The 16,075-nt window shown below is 71.8% G+C and carries 13 protein-coding genes; 6 read left to right on the forward strand and 7 right to left on the reverse strand.

Features of this window, described 5'->3' with window-relative positions; genetic code table 11:
* The first annotated feature begins 290 nt into the window (after positions 1 to 290).
* The 4 genes from A6A06_RS24440 to A6A06_RS24455 all read left to right on the forward strand — a co-directional run bounded on the left by A6A06_RS24440 (position 291) and on the right by A6A06_RS24455 (position 5,090).
* Positions 291 to 1,247: a hypothetical protein gene (locus A6A06_RS24440; RefSeq protein WP_199931120.1), complete on the forward strand. Its 957-nt coding sequence runs from the start codon at positions 291 to 293 to the stop codon at positions 1,245 to 1,247.
* 287 nt (positions 1,248 to 1,534) lie between these two features.
* Complete coding sequence (locus A6A06_RS24445) at positions 1,535 to 2,986, forward strand: amino acid permease (protein WP_073764518.1); 1,452 nt, start codon at positions 1,535 to 1,537, stop codon at positions 2,984 to 2,986.
* A 135-nt stretch (positions 2,987 to 3,121) separates the two neighbouring features.
* Positions 3,122 to 4,075, forward strand: coding sequence for a GNAT family N-acetyltransferase (locus A6A06_RS24450; RefSeq protein WP_079194300.1), 954 nt, complete (start codon positions 3,122 to 3,124; stop codon positions 4,073 to 4,075).
* Between the two features lie 100 nt (positions 4,076 to 4,175).
* Entirely contained in the window at positions 4,176 to 5,090 is a 915-nt protein-coding gene (locus tag A6A06_RS24455; protein WP_079194301.1) for an RNA polymerase subunit sigma-70, read from the forward strand.
* Between the two features lie 48 nt (positions 5,091 to 5,138).
* Here A6A06_RS24455 and A6A06_RS24460 read toward each other — a convergent pair whose 3' ends face one another.
* The gene (locus A6A06_RS24460; protein ID WP_073763495.1) at positions 5,139 to 6,275 is read right to left on the reverse strand and encodes a prephenate dehydrogenase; all 1,137 of its coding nucleotides are present in this window, start codon (positions 6,273 to 6,275) and stop codon (positions 5,139 to 5,141) included.
* Positions 6,272 to 7,675, reverse strand: a complete 1,404-nt coding sequence (locus A6A06_RS24465; protein ID WP_073763496.1) for an aminotransferase-like domain-containing protein — start codon at positions 7,673 to 7,675, stop codon at positions 6,272 to 6,274. The genes A6A06_RS24460 and A6A06_RS24465 overlap by 4 nt, the downstream gene beginning before the upstream one ends.
* Before the next feature lie 374 nt (positions 7,676 to 8,049).
* Between A6A06_RS24465 and hppD the strand changes: the two genes are divergently transcribed.
* Both hppD and A6A06_RS24475 read left to right on the forward strand, forming a co-directional pair.
* Positions 8,050 to 9,147 (forward strand): 4-hydroxyphenylpyruvate dioxygenase, encoded by a 1,098-nt coding sequence (gene hppD, locus A6A06_RS24470; RefSeq protein ID WP_073763497.1) that lies wholly within the window; start codon positions 8,050 to 8,052, stop codon positions 9,145 to 9,147.
* Positions 9,137 to 10,336 carry an alpha-hydroxy acid oxidase gene (locus A6A06_RS24475; protein ID WP_073763498.1) on the forward strand — a complete coding sequence of 400 codons (1,200 nt, stop codon included), beginning with the start codon at positions 9,137 to 9,139 and terminating at the stop codon, positions 10,334 to 10,336. The genes hppD and A6A06_RS24475 overlap by 11 nt, the downstream gene beginning before the upstream one ends.
* A 156-nt stretch (positions 10,337 to 10,492) precedes the next feature.
* On the opposite strand, the gene A6A06_RS24480 is transcribed toward A6A06_RS24475, so the two are convergent.
* The 5 genes from A6A06_RS24480 to A6A06_RS24500 all read right to left on the reverse strand — a co-directional run bounded on the left by A6A06_RS24480 (position 10,493) and on the right by A6A06_RS24500 (position 16,066).
* Complete coding sequence (locus tag A6A06_RS24480; RefSeq protein ID WP_073763499.1) at positions 10,493 to 10,708, reverse strand: ferredoxin; 216 nt, start codon at positions 10,706 to 10,708, stop codon at positions 10,493 to 10,495.
* A gap of 49 nt (positions 10,709 to 10,757) precedes the next feature.
* Positions 10,758 to 11,972 (reverse strand): cytochrome P450, encoded by a 1,215-nt coding sequence (locus A6A06_RS24485; protein WP_073763500.1) that lies wholly within the window; start codon positions 11,970 to 11,972, stop codon positions 10,758 to 10,760.
* A gap of 8 nt (positions 11,973 to 11,980) precedes the next feature.
* Entirely contained in the window at positions 11,981 to 13,171 is a 1,191-nt protein-coding gene (locus A6A06_RS24490; RefSeq protein WP_073763501.1) for a cytochrome P450, read from the reverse strand.
* A 25-nt stretch (positions 13,172 to 13,196) separates the two neighbouring features.
* Entirely contained in the window at positions 13,197 to 14,714 is a 1,518-nt protein-coding gene (locus tag A6A06_RS24495; protein WP_242440920.1) for a tryptophan 7-halogenase, read from the reverse strand.
* A gap of 65 nt (positions 14,715 to 14,779) precedes the next feature.
* Positions 14,780 to 16,066: a cation:proton antiporter gene (locus A6A06_RS24500; protein ID WP_073763503.1), complete on the reverse strand. Its 1,287-nt coding sequence runs from the start codon at positions 16,064 to 16,066 to the stop codon at positions 14,780 to 14,782.
* Positions 16,067 to 16,075 lie beyond the last annotated feature (9 nt).

Consider the following 16,075-nt stretch of genomic DNA (forward strand, 5'->3'; position numbering starts at 1 on the left):
CCGGTCGAAACCCCGCCGGACGGCACGCTTTCTTCACGCGGGCATATGCTAATCGCATACTTCTCATTTTTCGGCACCGCACGATCGACCGATTTGGCCGCCAATGTCGTGCACGCCGCCGAAGCGGAATCAGGTAATTCCGATCACCAGTTTCGAACCGAGTTGCCGCTGAGTAGGGTGTGGCACTGCCGGTGGAACTGGGGGAACAGTGCGAACCGGTTGGTTTCGGCATGGCTGAAAATGCGCTGGTGGCCGACCTCACCGGCAGAACGGCAGGAGCGGCAGGGGACATGACCGCTGGGTTATTCGAGGGGCAGTACGTGTGGCATCCGGCAGCCGATGACCTCCAGCTCGCACGGGCTTGCGTGGACATCCGGGCGGGCCGCTACTTCGGCGCGCGCGAAATCCTGCGGGAGGCGCGCGGGGACCACGGCGTACGCGCGCACCGCTCCCTGGTGCTCGCCTCGGAAGCGGCCGACTCCGACCTGGCGGAGCGCTGGCTGGCCGAGGAGCCCGGCCAGGAAGCGGCCCTGATGTGGGCGCGGGTCGCGGTACTGCGCGCGGTCCGCGCGGCCGACGGCGGTGACCAGCGGGCCGAGGCCCTCGGCCGGATCGCGGTGGCCGCCTGCGACCGCGCCGCCGAGACGGCACCCGACGACCCCACACCGTGGTCGGCCAAACTGACCCTGGCGCGCCTGCAACAGCCCCGCGACCCCGCTCCGCAGGGGCTGCTGACCGCGCCGCCCGGCCCCTGGTCGCTCTTCTCCCACATCCTGCGGCTCGACCCCTGGAACCGCGAGGGCCACCACCGCTTCCTGACGTTCTTCTTCCCCCGGTACGGAGGCGAGGCGAACGCGTCCTGGGACGTCGCCGCGTTCCTCAGCCAGCGCGCGCCGGCCTCCTCGCCACTGCGGCTGCTGCCGCTGGTGGCCCTGGTGGACGGCTACAACGGGTCCTCGCTCCTGGCGGAACGCACCTGGGAACAGCCGCAGTGGAAAGCCACGGCCCTGAGCGTCTACCGCAACTGGATGCCGCACGTCGCCGGTTACCGCTTCACCCCGGTGCTGGACCTCGCCTACCTGGCGCACGCGCTGCACATGGCCCGGTGCTCCTTCGAGGCGCGGGCGGTCTTCACGGCCATGGGCCCGTACGCCTCCCGTATGCCGTGGAGTGTCTTCGGCGACCCCGCGGAGCAGCTGAACAAGGCGAGACGCGCGTGCGGTCTCCCGGTACCCGATGCTCCCTGACCTTTCGGCCGGTGGTTCCGTGAGCCGGGCCGCCCGGCGGCTCACGGGCCGTCCTCCGCCGCCCGGCCGCGGCCCGGTCACCCTCGGCCTGCCGGAGGCGGCCCCCCTGTGCCCCGGCACGCCCCGAAGACAGGTGCCGACACCGCGTATCGACGCTCCGCGCCGATGTCTTCCTGTCCCCCACCAGAAAGGTTGCGGCTGTGTCCGATCCCGTGTCCCCCGCTCGTCCGAGAAGCCGCCGCGCGGCGGATCCCGCCACTCTCGACGACGACGCGACGCTGCACGCCATGGGCTATCCGCGGAAACTGACCCGGCGGTTTCGCGCGTTCGACAATTTCGCCATCTCTTTCACCATCATCAACATCCTTTCCGGGATCTTCTCCTCGTTCGGGTTCGGAATGAACGCCGGCGGGCCGGTGATCCTGGTCTTCGGCTGGATAGCCGTCGCCGCGATGGTGCTGTTCGTCGGCGCCTCGATGGCGGAGATCGCCTCGGCCTATCCGACCAGCGGCGCGCTGTACTTCTCGGCCGGAAAGCTGGCCAAGCGGCACCGCGGTGCCTGGTCCTGGTACACGGGCTGGCTGAACTTCGTCGGCCAGGTCGGCGGTACGGCGGCCACCGGTTACGCGGCGGCCACCTTCATCCAGGCCTTCATCGCCATGCAGTGGCCGTCCTATGAGGCCACCCCGCAGCGGGCGGTCCTGATCACCGCGGCGATCCTGTTCGTCCAGGCGCTCGCCAACACCTTCACGGTGCAGCTGGTCGCGGTGCTGAATCGTATCTCCGTGTGGTGGCTGCTGATCGGTCTGGTCGTCATCGTCACCGCGCTGATCGTGCTGCCCTCGCACCACCAGTCCCCGTCGTTCGTGACCCACTTCGTCAACAACACCGGATTCACCAACGGCCTGTACGGCGCGATGCTCGGCCTGCTCGTCACCAGCTGGACGTTCACCGGATTCGACGGCAGCTTCCACATGTCCGAGGAGACGGTCCAGGCCACCGTGAACGCGCCCAGGGGCATCATGCGGGCCATCGGCTACTCCGCGGTCGCCGGCCTGGTCCTCATGCTCGCCCTGGTCTTCGCGATCCGCGACTACGCGGGCGCGGCGGGCGCCGAGGCCCCGCCGGTGCAGATCCTCATCGACGCGCTCGGCACGGGCACCGCCAAGTTCCTGCTGCTGATCGTGATCGGCGCGATGCTCTTCTGCGGTCTGGCCAACATGACCAGCAACACCCGGCAGATCTTCGCCTTCTCACGGGACGGCGCGATGCCCGGGTCCCGGTGGTGGCACTCGGTCTCCACGCGCACCCGTACCCCCGTCAAGGCCGTCTGGCTGGCCGCGGCCTGCTCCCTGGTCCTGGTCATTCCGGGCTGGTGGTCGCACACCGCGTTCACCGCCGTCGTCAGCATCAACGTCGTGGGGCTCTTCCTCGCCTACGCGGTGCCCATCTTCCTGCGGCTGCGGCTGGACACGTTCCAGCCCGGACCGTGGAACCTGGGCCGGTACGGCAAGCTGGTCGCCGCCGTCGCGGTGACCTGGATCGTGATCAGCAGTGTCCTGTTCATGCTCCCGCAGGCGTCGCCGATCACCCCTGAATCGTTCAACTACGCGCCGATCGCGCTGGGCGTCGTACTGATCATCGCTACGGTGTGGTGGTTCGCCACCGCACGGCGGCGCTTCCAGGGCCCGGTCAGCTACGGCCGGCCCGACGAAGTGGCCGCCATGGACCTGATCTGACCGCCCGCCACACCGGTACGGGCCCGCCGGCCCGGCCGGACCGGCCGCCCCCGACCAGGGCGGCCGGCCGACGACCCGTTCGCCCCGCCGTCCCGCACGGCGGCGGGGCCCGACAGCCAAGGACGTACACCCGGTATGACCTCCCCCCGTGAGATACCGCGCCAGCACCCCGCCACCGACACCACGGCCGACGCCGCCCACGGGACCACGACCGCGACGCTCGCCGCGGGCCCCGGCGCGCCGGACGGCGGACTCACCGTCCGCCCCGCCACCCTGGAGGAGTGGCGCGAGGTGGCCCGGTGGGCCGCCGACGAAGGCTGGAACCCGGGCCTCGGCGACACCGACTGCTTCCACCCCACCGACCCGGACGGCTTCTTCATCGGCCTCCTCGACGGGCAGCTCGTCTCCTCGGTCTCCGTCGTCAACTACTCCTCGCGGTACGCGTTCCTGGGCTACTACCTGGTGCACCCGGACTTCCGCGGCCGCGGGCTGGGGCTGGCGACCTGGCGCGCCGCGGTGCCGCACGCCGGGGAGCGGACCATCGGCCTGGACGCGGTCCCGGAGCAGGAGGCCACGTACCGGCGCTCCGGCTTCACCACCGCCTACCGGACCACGCGCTACCGCGGCCGTCCCGTGCGGCCCGGTGCCCCCGCGGCACCGGTCGTGCCCGTCACCGCCGGTCACCTCGACGAGATCGCCGCGTACGACGCGGAGTGCTTCCCCGCCGGCCGGCGGCCGTTCCTCTCCCGCTGGCTCACCGCCGCGGGCCACCGCGCGTACGCGCAGGTGCGGGACGGGCGGATCGCGGGGTACGGCGTGATCCGCCCGTCCCGCGACGGGTACCGCCTGGGGCCGCTGTACGCCGACACGTCCCGGGGCGCGGAAGCCCTCTTCGACGCGCTCACCGCCCCTCTCGGTCCCGACGACACGGTCCTCGTCGACGTCCCCGACCCGCACCACAGCGCGCGGTCGCTGGCGCTCTCCCGGGGGCTGGTCCCGGACTCGCACACGATGCGCATGTACACGGGGCCGGTCCCCGCGACCCGCGCGGAGCGTGGCTACGCGGTCACCAGTCTCGAACTGGGCTGAGTTCGAACTCCCGTACTAGGGACTTGCGTTCATGCAACGTCAGTAACCTCCCTTGTGGAAGGTGATGTCGTGCGGTTCGCGTGGGGTACGGGAGGATTCGATGGGTGAGGACGCGGCGGCGTTCTCCCGGCTGGTGGATCGGTACCGGGCGGAGTTACACGTGCACTGTTACCGGATGCTGGGATCGTTCGAGGAATCCGGCGACCTGGTGACGGAGGCGCTGCTGCGGGCCTGGCGGGAGCGCGAGAGCTTCGCCGGGCACGCGACGTTCCGCACCTGGCTGTACCGCGTCGCCACCCGTGCCTGCCTGGACCACCTGGCCGCCCGGCCGCGCACCCCGCCTGCCGGGAAGGCGCCCGGCCGGGGCCCGGTGCCCGCTGCCGCGTTGCCCTGGCTCCAGCCGTGCCCCGACACCTTGCTGGAGCAGGTGGCGGCCCGGGAGCCGGGGGCGGGCGAGGTGGTGGCGGAGGACACGATCACGCTGGCGTTCGTGGTGGCGCTCCAGTTGCTGCCGCCGCGTCAGCGGGCCGTGTTCGTCCTGCGGGACGTGCTGGGCTGGCCTGCGCGGGAGACGGCCGCTGCGCTGGAGGTCAGTGTGGCGGCGGTGAACAGCGCGCTTCAGCGGGCCCGGCCGAACGTACGGGACCGGCTGCCGGGCCGGCGTACCGGGCGGGCGGCGCCTGCCGCGGACTCGGCGGGACCCGCGGCCTCTGGTGGGAGTACGGTGCTTCAGCGCTATGCGGACGCACTGGAGAGCGGGGACGAGCACGCGCTTGCCGCCGTACTGGGCGAGGGTGCCGACGCCGGCCGGTGCCCCGGGCCCCCGCATCTCCGCTCCGTGCCCACCTGGATGAACCGGCAGCCCTCTGTCGCGCTCTACGTCCGGCGTCCGGGTGAGCCCGCCCACCGTGCCCACGGCCTCGAAGTGCTCCGCGTCGAGGACGGCCGCATCGCGGAGATCACCGTCTTCACTCCTGACCTCTTTCCCGCTGTGGGCCTGCCCCTTGCGTTATGAGGACGGCACCCTTCAAGCGGGGAGTCCACTGTGCCGACGGGCAGGCGTTCACCCGCCCGTCGGCGTGCCGCTCGCGGCGTGCGCCGGGTGGCCGTCGGCATCGGCGTCCCACCCTTCGGCGGTGACGCGGGCGAGCAGTGGTCCGGTCACGGCGGCGGGCACGGAGAGCCGGACCGCCAGGTCGCCGTGCGTGCCGTCGCCGGGGCGTACTTCGGCGTCCTCGGGGCCGACGCCCAGTTCGGCGGTGGCGGTCAGGAGCCGGGAGAGTTCGCCGGGGCGGTCGGCGATCCGGACGCGTACGGACGCGGAGCGCGGCGGGCGGCCGGGGTGGCCGGCGGACATCTCGTCCAGTCCGGTGATGCCCCGGTCGAGGAGGTCGACGACGGTGGGCAGGCTCTGCGCGCTGCGCCGGCCGGCCGGACCGGCCAAGTCGTTCAGGGCGGTGAGGAGTTCGGCGAGGTCGCTCTGGAGGTCGGTGAGGACTCCGGCGACGGCTCCGGCGTTGGCCTGGAGGATGTCGCTCCAGAGCCGGGAGTCGCCGCCGGCGATCCGGGTGACGTCGCGGAGCCCCTGGCCCGCGAGCCGCGGCGCCTGTGGCGGGCCGTGGCGCAGCCGGGCCGCCATCAGGCTGGACACCACGTGCGGTACGTGCGAGGTGAGGGCCACCGCGTCGTCGTGCGCCTTGCTCTGCATCACCAGCGGTACGGCTCCGCAGAGCCCGATCAGGGCGAGCGCGCGGTCGAGGGCCGTGCGGGAGGTGAGCCGGGACGGGGTGAGCACCCAGACGCGGTCCTGGAAGAGGTCCACGCGGGCCGCGAGGGGCCCGGAGCGCTCGCGGCCGGCCAGCGGGTGGCCGCCGATGTAGCGGGTCGGGTCGGGTGCCCCGGCCAGGACCGCGCGTTCCGGTTCGGACTTCACGCTGGCGACGTCGGTGTACGTGCAGGCCAGGCCGCGCGTCTGGTGGTGGGCGAGGACGGTGGCCACGAGGCTGGGCGGGACGGCGATCACCGCCAGGTCCACCGGTTCGGGCGGCGGTCCCGGTATGCCGGCGCCGAGCGCGGCAGCGGTCCGTACGGCCGACGCGTCGCTGTCCTGGAGGTAGACCGTGACGCCTCGGCGGGCCGCGGCGAGCGCGAGTGAGGTGCCGATCAGTCCGGTGCCGACGACGGCGAGGGTGCGGATCACCGGGTACCGCCCGGACGCGGGTCGGCAGGTGCGGAGGGCGGGGTGGCGGCCCCGTCCTCCGCACCTGCCTCATGGGCCGCCGCGCCGCCGTTGGCGCGGAGCCGCTCGGTGATGACGGCGGCGAGCCGGTCGAGGCCCTCCTCGATCCGCTCGGGGGTGAGGGTGCTGATGGACAGCCGGAGCTGGCGGCACTGTGCGGACGCGCCGTAGAAGTGGTGCATCGGGGTGAACAGCACGCCGTACCGGCGGGCCGCGTGCTCCAGGAAGGCGTCGGTGACGGTGAACGGCACGCTGAGCACGATGAAGAAGCCGCCGGTCGGCTCGTTCCACGTGACGCCGGGGCAGTCGGCGAAGCGCCGTTCCAGTCCGGTCAGCACCTGGCGGAGGTTGCGCCGGTAGACGTCCGTCTCCCGGCGGTTGGCCTCGACCATGCTGTAGCCGTGGCTGAGCAGTTTGCCGCCGATGACCGCCTGGGCGATCGGTGAGGTGTTGACGGTGAGCATGCTTTTGATCTTCGACAGTTCGTCGGCGAGGAGCCCGTCGCCGCCGTCGCCGGTGACCCGCTGGTCGGCGACCACGTACCCGACCCGCGCCCCGGGCACCCCGGTCTTGGCGAACGACCCCAGATAGACGACCCGTCGGCCGCGGTCCAGGGACTTCAGCGTCGGCGGCCGCTCGGCGGACGTGTGGAAGACGCCGTAGGCGTTGTCCTCCAGCAGCAGGAGGTCCTCCCTTTCGGCGATCTCCAGCAGCCGGTGGCGTTCGGACAGTTCCATGCTGACGCCCACCGGGTTGGCGAAGTCGGGCGTCACGTAACAGGCGCGCACCCGCCGGCCCGCGGCGCGCGCGCTGTGCAACTGGGTGAGCAGGTCGTCCAAGTCCATGCCGTGTTCCCCGGTGTGCACCGGCAGCACGGGCAGGTCGGCGAGGAGCGCGGCACCGGTCAGTCCGACATAGGCGGGCCGGGGCGCGAGCACCGCGTCGCTGCTGTCGGCGCGCAGCGCGCGCAGGACGAGGAACATCGCCTCCTGGCAGCCGACCGTGACGACCACGGACCCGTCCACGGCCTCGATGCCCTCGTCCACCTCCAGACTCCGCGCGATCAGCCCGGCGATGATGCCTTTCGTCTCGCCGTACTGGAACAGGGTCCGCGCGATTTCCGCTTCCGTCATCCGGCGCTCGCCCGCCAGGTGATCGCAGAAGACCTGGAGGTATTCGTGCACCTGGGACGCGTCATAAAATCCTTCGTACGGCCGCCCGGCCGCGAAAGAGATCGCTTCCGGATACCTGTCGGCGATCTGATTCAGAAGATTCATGGACTCCATCGAGGCGTCGGCCAGCGATGCGTGCAGCGTTGCGGTATTCAGCTCGGCAAAGATTTCCGGTTGCATGATTTCCATGGCTGCCTTCTGTCCGTCAGGAAGGGGTACGGCGCGCGCGTCGGGTGCCGCGCCGGCCCTCAGCATCCCCCAGGGCCGGATCAACAGCAATGGTTCTCCGGGGCGTGTACGGGGTCAAGGTGATACCGCGTCGGCGGGCCGGTCGTGCCGTATTTCTTGACACGTGCGACAGCGGTAGTGCCGGTGTAATGTCGGGCACCACCAAAATTGTTCGCCTTCCGCTGTCCGGCGGCAGTGGCGAACTCACGAAGAGGTCCACGGATTAGGCCGGTCCGGCCACCGGCGCCGGTCGTGCGGCAGGTAATCCGTCCACTCCGGCAGGCGAGCGGGCTCGACGAGCCGCGTCCAGATCATTCCTTCAAACGGGGACTCTCATGACAGTTTCGAAAACCACAGCGGCAACGGCTGCTGTCAGCGACCTCGCGATCGAGTACGTCGAGATGTACGTGGACGACCTGGACGCGGCGGCGTTCGCCTGGGTCGACAAGTACGCGTTCACCGTCGTCGGCACCGGCGGCTCCGCCGACCACCGCAGCATCGCCCTGCGGCACGGCACCATCACCCTGGTGCTCACCATGGCGACCTCCGACCGGCACCCGGCGTCGGTATACGTCCTCGCGCACGGCGAGGGCGTCGCGGACATCGCGCTGCGCACCGCCGACGTCGAGGGGGCCTTCGCCCACGCGGTGGCCAACGGCGCCCAGCCGCTGCGTGAGCCCGCCCGGCACGAGCCCGGCGGCGGCGCGACGGCCACCGTCAGCGGCTTCGGCGACGTGGTGCACACGCTGGTGCAGCGCGCCCCGGAGGAGGGCCCCGGGCTGCCGGCCGGTTTCGTACCGACCCTCCAGTCCCGGCGGCCGGTGCCCAGCGAGGTGGGGCTGCTCGAACTGGACCACATCGCGGTGTGCCTGAACAACGGCGACCTCGCCGCGACCGTCGAGTACTACCAACGGGCCCTGGGCTTCCGGGAGATCTTCGAGGAGCACATCGTCGTCGGTGCGCAGGCGATGGACTCCAAGGTCGTGCAGAGCTCCACCGGCCGGGTCACCCTGACGCTCATCGAACCGGACACCACGGCCGACCCGGGGCAGATCGACGACTTCCTCAAGAGCCACCACGGCGCGGGGGTCCAGCATCTCGCGTTCTCCTGTGACGACGCCGTGCACGCGGTCCGTACCCTCGGCGGCCGCGGCGTGGAGTTCCTCAGCTCTCCCGCCGCCTACTACGACCTGCTGGGCGAGCGGATCGCGCTCAGCGACCACAGCCTGGACGACCTGCGGTCGACCGGCCTGCTGGCGGACCAGGACCACGGCGGGCAGCTGTTCCAGATCTTCACCTCCTCCGCCCACCCGCGGCGCACGATCTTCTACGAGATCATCGAGCGGCAGGGCGCGGAGACGTTCGGCAGCTCCAACATCAAGGCGCTGTACGAGGCCGTGGAGCTGGAGAAGAAGGGCCAGCGTGTCCTGTGAGGACCCGGCGCCCGGCGGCGCGGCGGCGGACACGCTCCTGACCCTTGAGGACATCGAGCGTGCCGCCGCCGCGGTGCTGCCCGCCGGGGTGCGGGACTTCGTGGCGGGCGGCAGCGGCCGGGAGCGCACCCTCGCCGCCAACCGGGAGGCGTTCGACCGGGTCTTCGTGCGGCCGCGGGTGCTGCGGGACGTGTCGCGGCTGACGACCGGCGCCGAGCTGCTGGGGCGGCCGGCGGCGATGCCGGTGGCGGTGGCACCGGTCGCGTACCAGCGCCTGGTGCATCCCGACGGTGAACTGGCGGCGGCGCGGGCGGCGAAGGCCGCGGGCGTGCCGTTCACGGTGAGCACGCTGAGCACCGTGCCGGTGGAGGAGATCACCGCGCTCGGCGGCCGCGTCTGGTTCCAGCTGTACTGGCTGCGCGAGCCCGGCCGGGCCCTGGAGCTGGCGCGGCGCGCGGAGGACGCCGGCTGCGAGGCGCTGATGCTGACCGTGGACGTGCCGTGGATGGGGCGGCGGATGCGCGACGTACGCAACGAGTTCTCGCTGCCCGCGCGGGTGCGCGCGGCGCATCTCGACGGCGGTGGCGCCTCGGCCGCGCACCGGCGGTCCGCCGGGACCTCGGCGGTGGCGGTGCACACCGGGCAGGAGTTCTCCGCGGCGCTGTCCTGGTCGCACGTGGCGGAGCTGCGGGCGTGCACCCGGCTGCCGCTGCTGCTGAAGGGGGTGCTGGCGCCCGAGGACGCGGTGCGTGCCGCGGAGTTCGGTGTCGACGCCGTCGTGGTGTCCAACCATGGAGGTCGTCAGTTGGACAGCGCCCTGCCGAGCGTCGAGGCGCTGCCCGAGATCGCCGAGGCGGTGGGCGGGAGCTGCCAGGTGCTGCTGGACAGCGGCGTGCGTTCGGGTACGGACGTGCTGAAGGCGCTGGCGCTGGGCGCGTCCGGGGTGCTGGTCGGGCGTCCGCCGGTGTGGGGTCTGGCCGCGGCCGGGGAGGCGGGCGTGCGCCGGGTGCTCGGTCTGCTGGCCGCCGAACTGGCCGACGCGCTGGGCCTGGCGGGCTGCGCCACGGTCGCGGACGCGCGGCGGCTGCGTGCGGTGACGGCGGGGAGCGGGCCCGCGGCCGGGCCGGCCGGGCGGGGTGCCGCCGGGGACCGGCCCGGCAGCGTCCGGGTGGAGGCCGGTGATCCGTAGCACCGGTGCTCCGCGGCGCCACTGTCCCGTGGCGCCGCTGCCCGTGGCAACGCTGTCCCGTGGCAACGCGAAAGCTCCTGGTGGCCGGGGTTCCGGCCACCAGGAGCTTTTTCGTGGTGTTCTCCGGTGGCCCGGCGCGGGGCCGGGCCGGTGGTGTCACGAGGCGTCCGTCTCCATCTCGTGCACCGCGATGGCGCCGGCCGGGCACCGCAGGGCCGCCGTGCGCACCTTCGCCGCCAGCTCCGCGGGGGGCGTCGCGTCGGTGAGCAGCACCGTGCCGTCCTCCTCCGACTGGTCGAAGACCGCGGGCACCAGCAGCTTGCACATGCCGGAAGCGGCGCAGATCTCCGGATCCACCCGTACCTCGACCATCGTCCTCTCCTCGTCTCCGGGCGCCGCGCGCCCTGGTGGGTCCCGGCCGTCACCAGGCGACCGGCAGGTGCTCCAGGCCGTAGGCGATGGAGTTCGTCTTGTGCGGCACGTCCGCGGCGGGCACGGCCAGCCGCAGGCCGGGGAACCGGCGCCACAGGGCCAGGAAGGCGGTGCGCAGTTCCATCCTGCCGAGTGCGGCACCGATGCAGTGGTGGATGCCGTGCCCGAAGGCGATGTGCGGCAGCGGGTCGCGGTTCACGTCGAACCGGTCGACGTCGGGGCCGAGCGCCGGGTCGCGGTTGGCCATCGGGATCGAGCAGACGACTTCCTCGCCCGCCTTGATCAGCTGTCCGGCCACGACCACGTCCTCGACGGCGGTGCGCGGGGTCGGCGCGTGGGCCACGGACAGGAAGCGGAGCAGTTCGTCCACGACGCGGTCCACGTTCTTCTCCGGGTCCGCTTGGAGCACGGCGAGCTGGTCCGGGTGTTCCAGGAGGGCCAGCACGCCGAGGCTGATCATGCCCGTGACGTTGTCGAGTCCGGCGAGCACCATCAGGCCGCAGATGCCGAGCAGTTCCTCGTCGTCGAAGCGGTCGCCGTGGTCGCGGATGAGCTGGCCGATGAACCCCTCGTCGGGGTCCTTGCGCTGCCGTTTGACCAGCGCGCGCAGGTAGCCGGAGGTGTACGCCTGGGCGGCGGCCCGGTCCTTGCGGCCGCGGTCCTGCTCCAGCTGCCACTGGTGCTTGACCAGGAACTCGCGCCGGTCGTCGCGGGGCACGCCGAGCAGTTCGCACAGGACCGCGCCGGAGATCGGGCTCGCGTACAGGTCGACGAGGTCGGCGGGCTGTCCGGCCCGCTCCATGGCGTCCAGGCAGCGTTCCGCGATCTGCTCGGTCACCGGCTTGAGCCGCTGGATGCGGCGCACCGTGAACTCCGGTGTGAGCATCTTGCGGAGCCGGGTGTGCTCGGGCTGGTCGTAGTCCATGAGGTGGCCGGACATCTCCTGCGGGCGGTGCTTGCTCCCGCCGCGCGTGACCTGGGCGCGGAACCGGCGCTGGTTGCTGAAGCGGACGTGGTCGCCCATCACCTGGCGGACCGCTTCGTATCCCAGGGCCATCCAGATGGGCTCGGTCGCGGCGCCGGGGGCCGGGGCCACCTCTTCCCTGATGACGGCGCCCTCGGCGCGCTGCTGACGGATGTCGTCCGACGGGCCGAAGCCCGCCCGGCGGGCGTGGTCGAACTGGTGCTGGGTCTCCTCCGGCATTGCGCCTCCTACCATTCGACGGGCAAGGATTCCAGGGCGTACTGACGTGACCGGGCGGGCCGGAAGCGCACCTTCTCGGGCGGTACGGCCAGCCGGAGGCCGGGGAAGCGGCGCAGCAGTGCCGGGAAGGCGATGCGCAGTTCCATCCTGGCCAGGGGTGCGCCGAGGCAGTGGTGGATGCCGTGGCCGAAGGCCATGTGCGGGGTCGGCTCCCGGGTGATGTCGAAGACGTCGGCGGGCTCTCCGGCGGCCGGTACGCGGTTGGCCGCCAGCAGCGAACAGGCCACGCTCTCCCCGGCCTTGATCTCCTGGCCGCCTATGGTGACGTCTTCCAGCGCGGTGCGGGGCGACGCGGTGTGGATGACCGTGAGGTAGCGGAGCATCTCCTCCACGGCGCGGTCGGTCAGCTCGGGGGTGTCGCGCCAGAGGGCGAGTTGGTCCGGGTGTTCCAGCAGCAGCAGGGTGCCCAGGCCGATGATGCTGGCGACCTGTTCGAAACCGGCGGCCATCACGGTCGCGCCGATGCCCGCCAGCTCCGCGTCGGAGACGGCCGTGCCCTGTTCGCGTACGAGGTTCCCGATCATGTCCTCGCCGGGGTTGCGGCGGCGACGCTCCGCGAGCTGCCCCATGTACGCCCAGTACGCCTTGCCGGCGGCCAGCTGCTGTTCCTGGGTGCGGCCGACGTCGCGGGTGATGTCGAGGTAGCGCGCCAGTTCCGTCTGGTCGTCCCGGGGCACGCCGAGCAGTTCGCAGCTGACCAGGCCCGGGATGGGCCAGGCGAAGTACCGTACGAGGTCCGCGGGACGCCCGACGCGCTCCATCGTGTCCAGGCAGTCGGTGACGACCTCCTCGACGCGGGGCTCCAGCCGGCGCATCCGCCGCACCGTGTACTCGGCCGTGAGGAGTTTCCGCAGCCGGGTGTGGTCGGGCGGGTCGTACTGGAGGAGATTGCCCGCCTGCACCAGGTTCTGCGCGTCCTCCTCGCTGTCGGCGGGCGGCCGGGTGCTGAACCGTTCGGCGTCGGAGAGCACCGCCCGCACCTCGGCGTGGCCGGTGGCCACCCAGCCCAGCTGCCGGGAGGGGCCGATGGTCACGTCGGTCTCGACCAGGGGTGTCTCCCTGGCCATCCGGGCGAGTTCGGGCACCGGGTCGAAGCGGTCCCTGCGGTAGTGGGCGGGAATCTCGGGTGTGTCGGGCATCCGCGGATCCTTTCCTTCCTCGTGGTCAGCCGCTGCCGGCGGCCAGCCAGAACATGCCGTCGGGGGACGAGACGAGTCCGCCGGGGACGAGGGGGGTCTCCGGTTCGGCGTCCGCGCCGAGCAGTGCCCGCATCTGCACCTGCGAGCCCTCCCGTGTCACCTGGCTGACCACGGCGGACTTGAACAGCGGCAGCATGCTGCCGTCCTCGCTGTGTGCCAGCTGGTCCACCGCGCCCGCGAACTCCGCCGAGTCCGCCCGGAGCCGTTCGACCACCGACTCGGCGTCGGAGAGCGCCGTCTCCCCCGACGAGACGCCGCCGACCAGGTCGACGAACGCCTCCATCTCGGACCGGTCGTGGTGGGTGACCTTCTTCGCCTGCCAGAAGTAGGACTGCTCGCTGCGGTGCATCTCGTAGAACGAGAGCAGGAACTCGTAGAACACGCTGTACTCACGCCGGTAGCGCGCCTCGAACTCCCGCACCGCGACGGTCTCTTCGACCAGGCCCGCCAGTGTGCTGTTGATGCTGCGCGCCGCCAGCAGGCCGCTGTAGGTCGCCAGGTGCACGCCGGAGGAGAACACCGGGTCGACGAAGCACGCCGCGTCTCCCACCAGCAGCATCCCGGGGCGGGCGAAGGTCGTCTGGTGGTACGAGTAGTCCTTGCGGACGCGCAGTTCGCCGTACTGGCCGTCGGTGACCCGGGTGGCGCCGGACAGGTACTCCGAGATCAGGGGGCACTCGGCTATCAGCGCCGTCAGCGCCTTCTCGCGGTCGCCCTGGATCTTGTCCGCCATCTCGCGCCGTACCACCGCTCCCACGCTGGTCAGGGTGGGGCTGAGCGGGATGTACCAGAACCAGCCGCTGTCGAAGGCGACCGACAGGATGTTGCCGGAGTTCGGCTCGGGCAGCCGTTTGCCGCCCTCGAAGTAGCCGAACAGCGCGAGGCTGCGGAAGAACTCCGAGTACTTCCGCTCGCCGCCCACCCGCTGGAACAGGCGGCTCCTGTTGCCCGAGGCGTCCACCACGAACGTCCCGTAGGCTTCGCGCTCCACGCCGTCGGCGTCGGTGTAGCGCACGCCCCGTACCCGCTCGGTGTCCGCGATGACGTCCGCGACGGCGCACCCCTCGCGCACCACCGCTCCCGACCGGCCGGCGTAGCGGAGCAGGATCTCGTCGAACCGGGAGCGTTCGACCTGGTACGCGTACGACGTGGGCCCCGCCATCCGTTCCGAGACGGAGAAGGAGAACGTCCACGGTTCGGGCGTCGCCCCCCAGCGGAAGGTGCCGCCCCGCTTGCGCGTGAAGCCCGCCGCCGCCAGCTCGTCCGCGACTCCCGTCAGCCGGCACACCCCGTGCACCGTCGACGGCAGCAGCGACTCGCCTATCTGGTAGCGGGGGAAGAACTCCTTCTCCAGCACCAGCACCCGGTGCCCCTGCTTGGCCACCAGCGTGGCCAGCGTCGAGCCGGCCGGCCCGCCGCCGACGACCACCACGTCGAACGTCTCCGAGTGAGCGGAGTTCCCTGCGTTCGTTGAATTCGCCACGGCCCTCTCCCCCAAATCCGGGCGGAATGCATCTGTACGTTTGCGTGCAGATTCCCGTCCGCCTGCTATTCGATTGTTAATTTTCTCTGAGAAACCGTCAAGGAAGGCGGTTTGACACCGGGCTCCGGTGTACTGCGCCGTCCGATCAGGGACAGCAGCGGTCCGGTCATGAAGGTGGTGATGAGGGCCATGAGCACCAGGACGGTGAAAAGGTCGGGCCCGATGATGCCGGATTCCAGTGCCACGTTCAGAACGATCAGTTCGGTGAGGCCCCGGGTGTTGACCAGGGCGGCCACCAGGGCCGACCGGTGCGGATCGAGCCGGCTCAGCCGGGACGCCGCGTAGGCCGGGACGAGTTTGCCGACGGTGGCGACGGCCACGATCAGCGCCAGGAGGAGCCCTCCGGCGCCGTCCAGGGAACCGATGTTGAACGACAGGCCGGTGGTGACGAAGAACAGCGGCAGCAGCAGGCCCGCGCTCTGCTCCATCGGACGCAGCACGTCGGCGTCCGGTACGCCGTCGCGTCGGGGCATGGCCAGCCCGGCCAGCAGCCCGCCGAAGACGGGGTGCAGGCCCAGCGACGCGGTGACCCAGGCGCTGCCCAGGGCGAGCGCCAGCGCGATGGTGACCTGGTTGGCCATCAGTGCCCGGGAGCGCCGCAGCCACCAGCCGAGCACCGGGCGCACCACCAGGAACATGCCGGCCACGAACACCACGATCAGCAGCAGCGTCAGGGCCCATGGCACGCCCGGCGCGTGGCCGGTGCCCACGAGGGCGGCGGCCAGCACCAGCCACGCCGCCACGTCCATGAACCCGGCGGCGGTGGTCGCCACCGTACCGGCGTGCGTGCCCGCCAGGCCGCGCTCGCGGACGATGGCGACCAGCACCGGCAGGGCGGTGATGGAGGTGGCCACCATCATGAAGAGCAGGAAGGACCGGCCGCCCGCGTGGTGCGGGTCGACCGCCTCGAAGGCGCCGGGCAGCAACCGCACCGTTCCGGCGCTCAGCCCGGCGGGCACCAGCAGCCCGAACAGCGCCACCGTCGCCGCCGCCCGGCCGCCCCGGCGCAGCTGCCGCACGTCGATCTCGTAGCCCGCCACGAACATGAAGAGCACGATGGCGACCTGGGACAGCACCGTCAGGTACGGCAGGACCTCCTGAGGGAACAGGTGCGCCGTCGGGTTTCCGGGGAGCCGGCCCAGCAGGGTCGGCCCCAGGGCGATGCCCGCCACGATCTGGCCGATGACGGCCGGCTGGCCGATCCGGCGGGCCGCGGCCCCCAGCAGCCAGGAGACGACGACGATCAGTGCGACGTCGCCGATCACCACGGTCACCACGGTTTCCGTACTCACTTCGGGACC

The organism is Streptomyces sp. CB02923 (assembly GCF_001905005.1).
Taxonomy (GTDB): Bacteria; Actinomycetota; Actinomycetes; order Streptomycetales; family Streptomycetaceae; genus Streptomyces.

What these genes read in the sequence shown, in the direction of transcription:
- A6A06_RS24440 (WP_199931120.1), top strand. Translation starts at nt 291, where the DNA reads ATGACCGCTGGGTTATTCGAGGGGCAGTACGTGTGGCATCCGGCAGCC.
- A6A06_RS24445 (WP_073764518.1), top strand. Translation starts at nt 1,535, where the DNA reads ATGGGCTATCCGCGGAAACTGACCCGGCGGTTTCGCGCGTTCGACAAT.
- A6A06_RS24450 (WP_079194300.1), top strand. Translation starts at nt 3,122, where the DNA reads ATGACCTCCCCCCGTGAGATACCGCGCCAGCACCCCGCCACCGACACC.
- A6A06_RS24455 (WP_079194301.1), top strand. Translation starts at nt 4,176, where the DNA reads ATGGGTGAGGACGCGGCGGCGTTCTCCCGGCTGGTGGATCGGTACCGG.
- A6A06_RS24465 (WP_073763496.1), bottom strand. Translation starts at nt 7,675, where the DNA reads ATGGAAATCATGCAACCGGAAATCTTTGCCGAGCTGAATACCGCAACG.
- hppD (WP_073763497.1), top strand. Translation starts at nt 8,050, where the DNA reads ATGACAGTTTCGAAAACCACAGCGGCAACGGCTGCTGTCAGCGACCTC.
- A6A06_RS24480 (WP_073763499.1), bottom strand. Translation starts at nt 10,708, where the DNA reads ATGGTCGAGGTACGGGTGGATCCGGAGATCTGCGCCGCTTCCGGCATG.
- A6A06_RS24485 (WP_073763500.1), bottom strand. Translation starts at nt 11,972, where the DNA reads ATGCCGGAGGAGACCCAGCACCAGTTCGACCACGCCCGCCGGGCGGGC.
- A6A06_RS24490 (WP_073763501.1), bottom strand. Translation starts at nt 13,171, where the DNA reads ATGCCCGACACACCCGAGATTCCCGCCCACTACCGCAGGGACCGCTTC.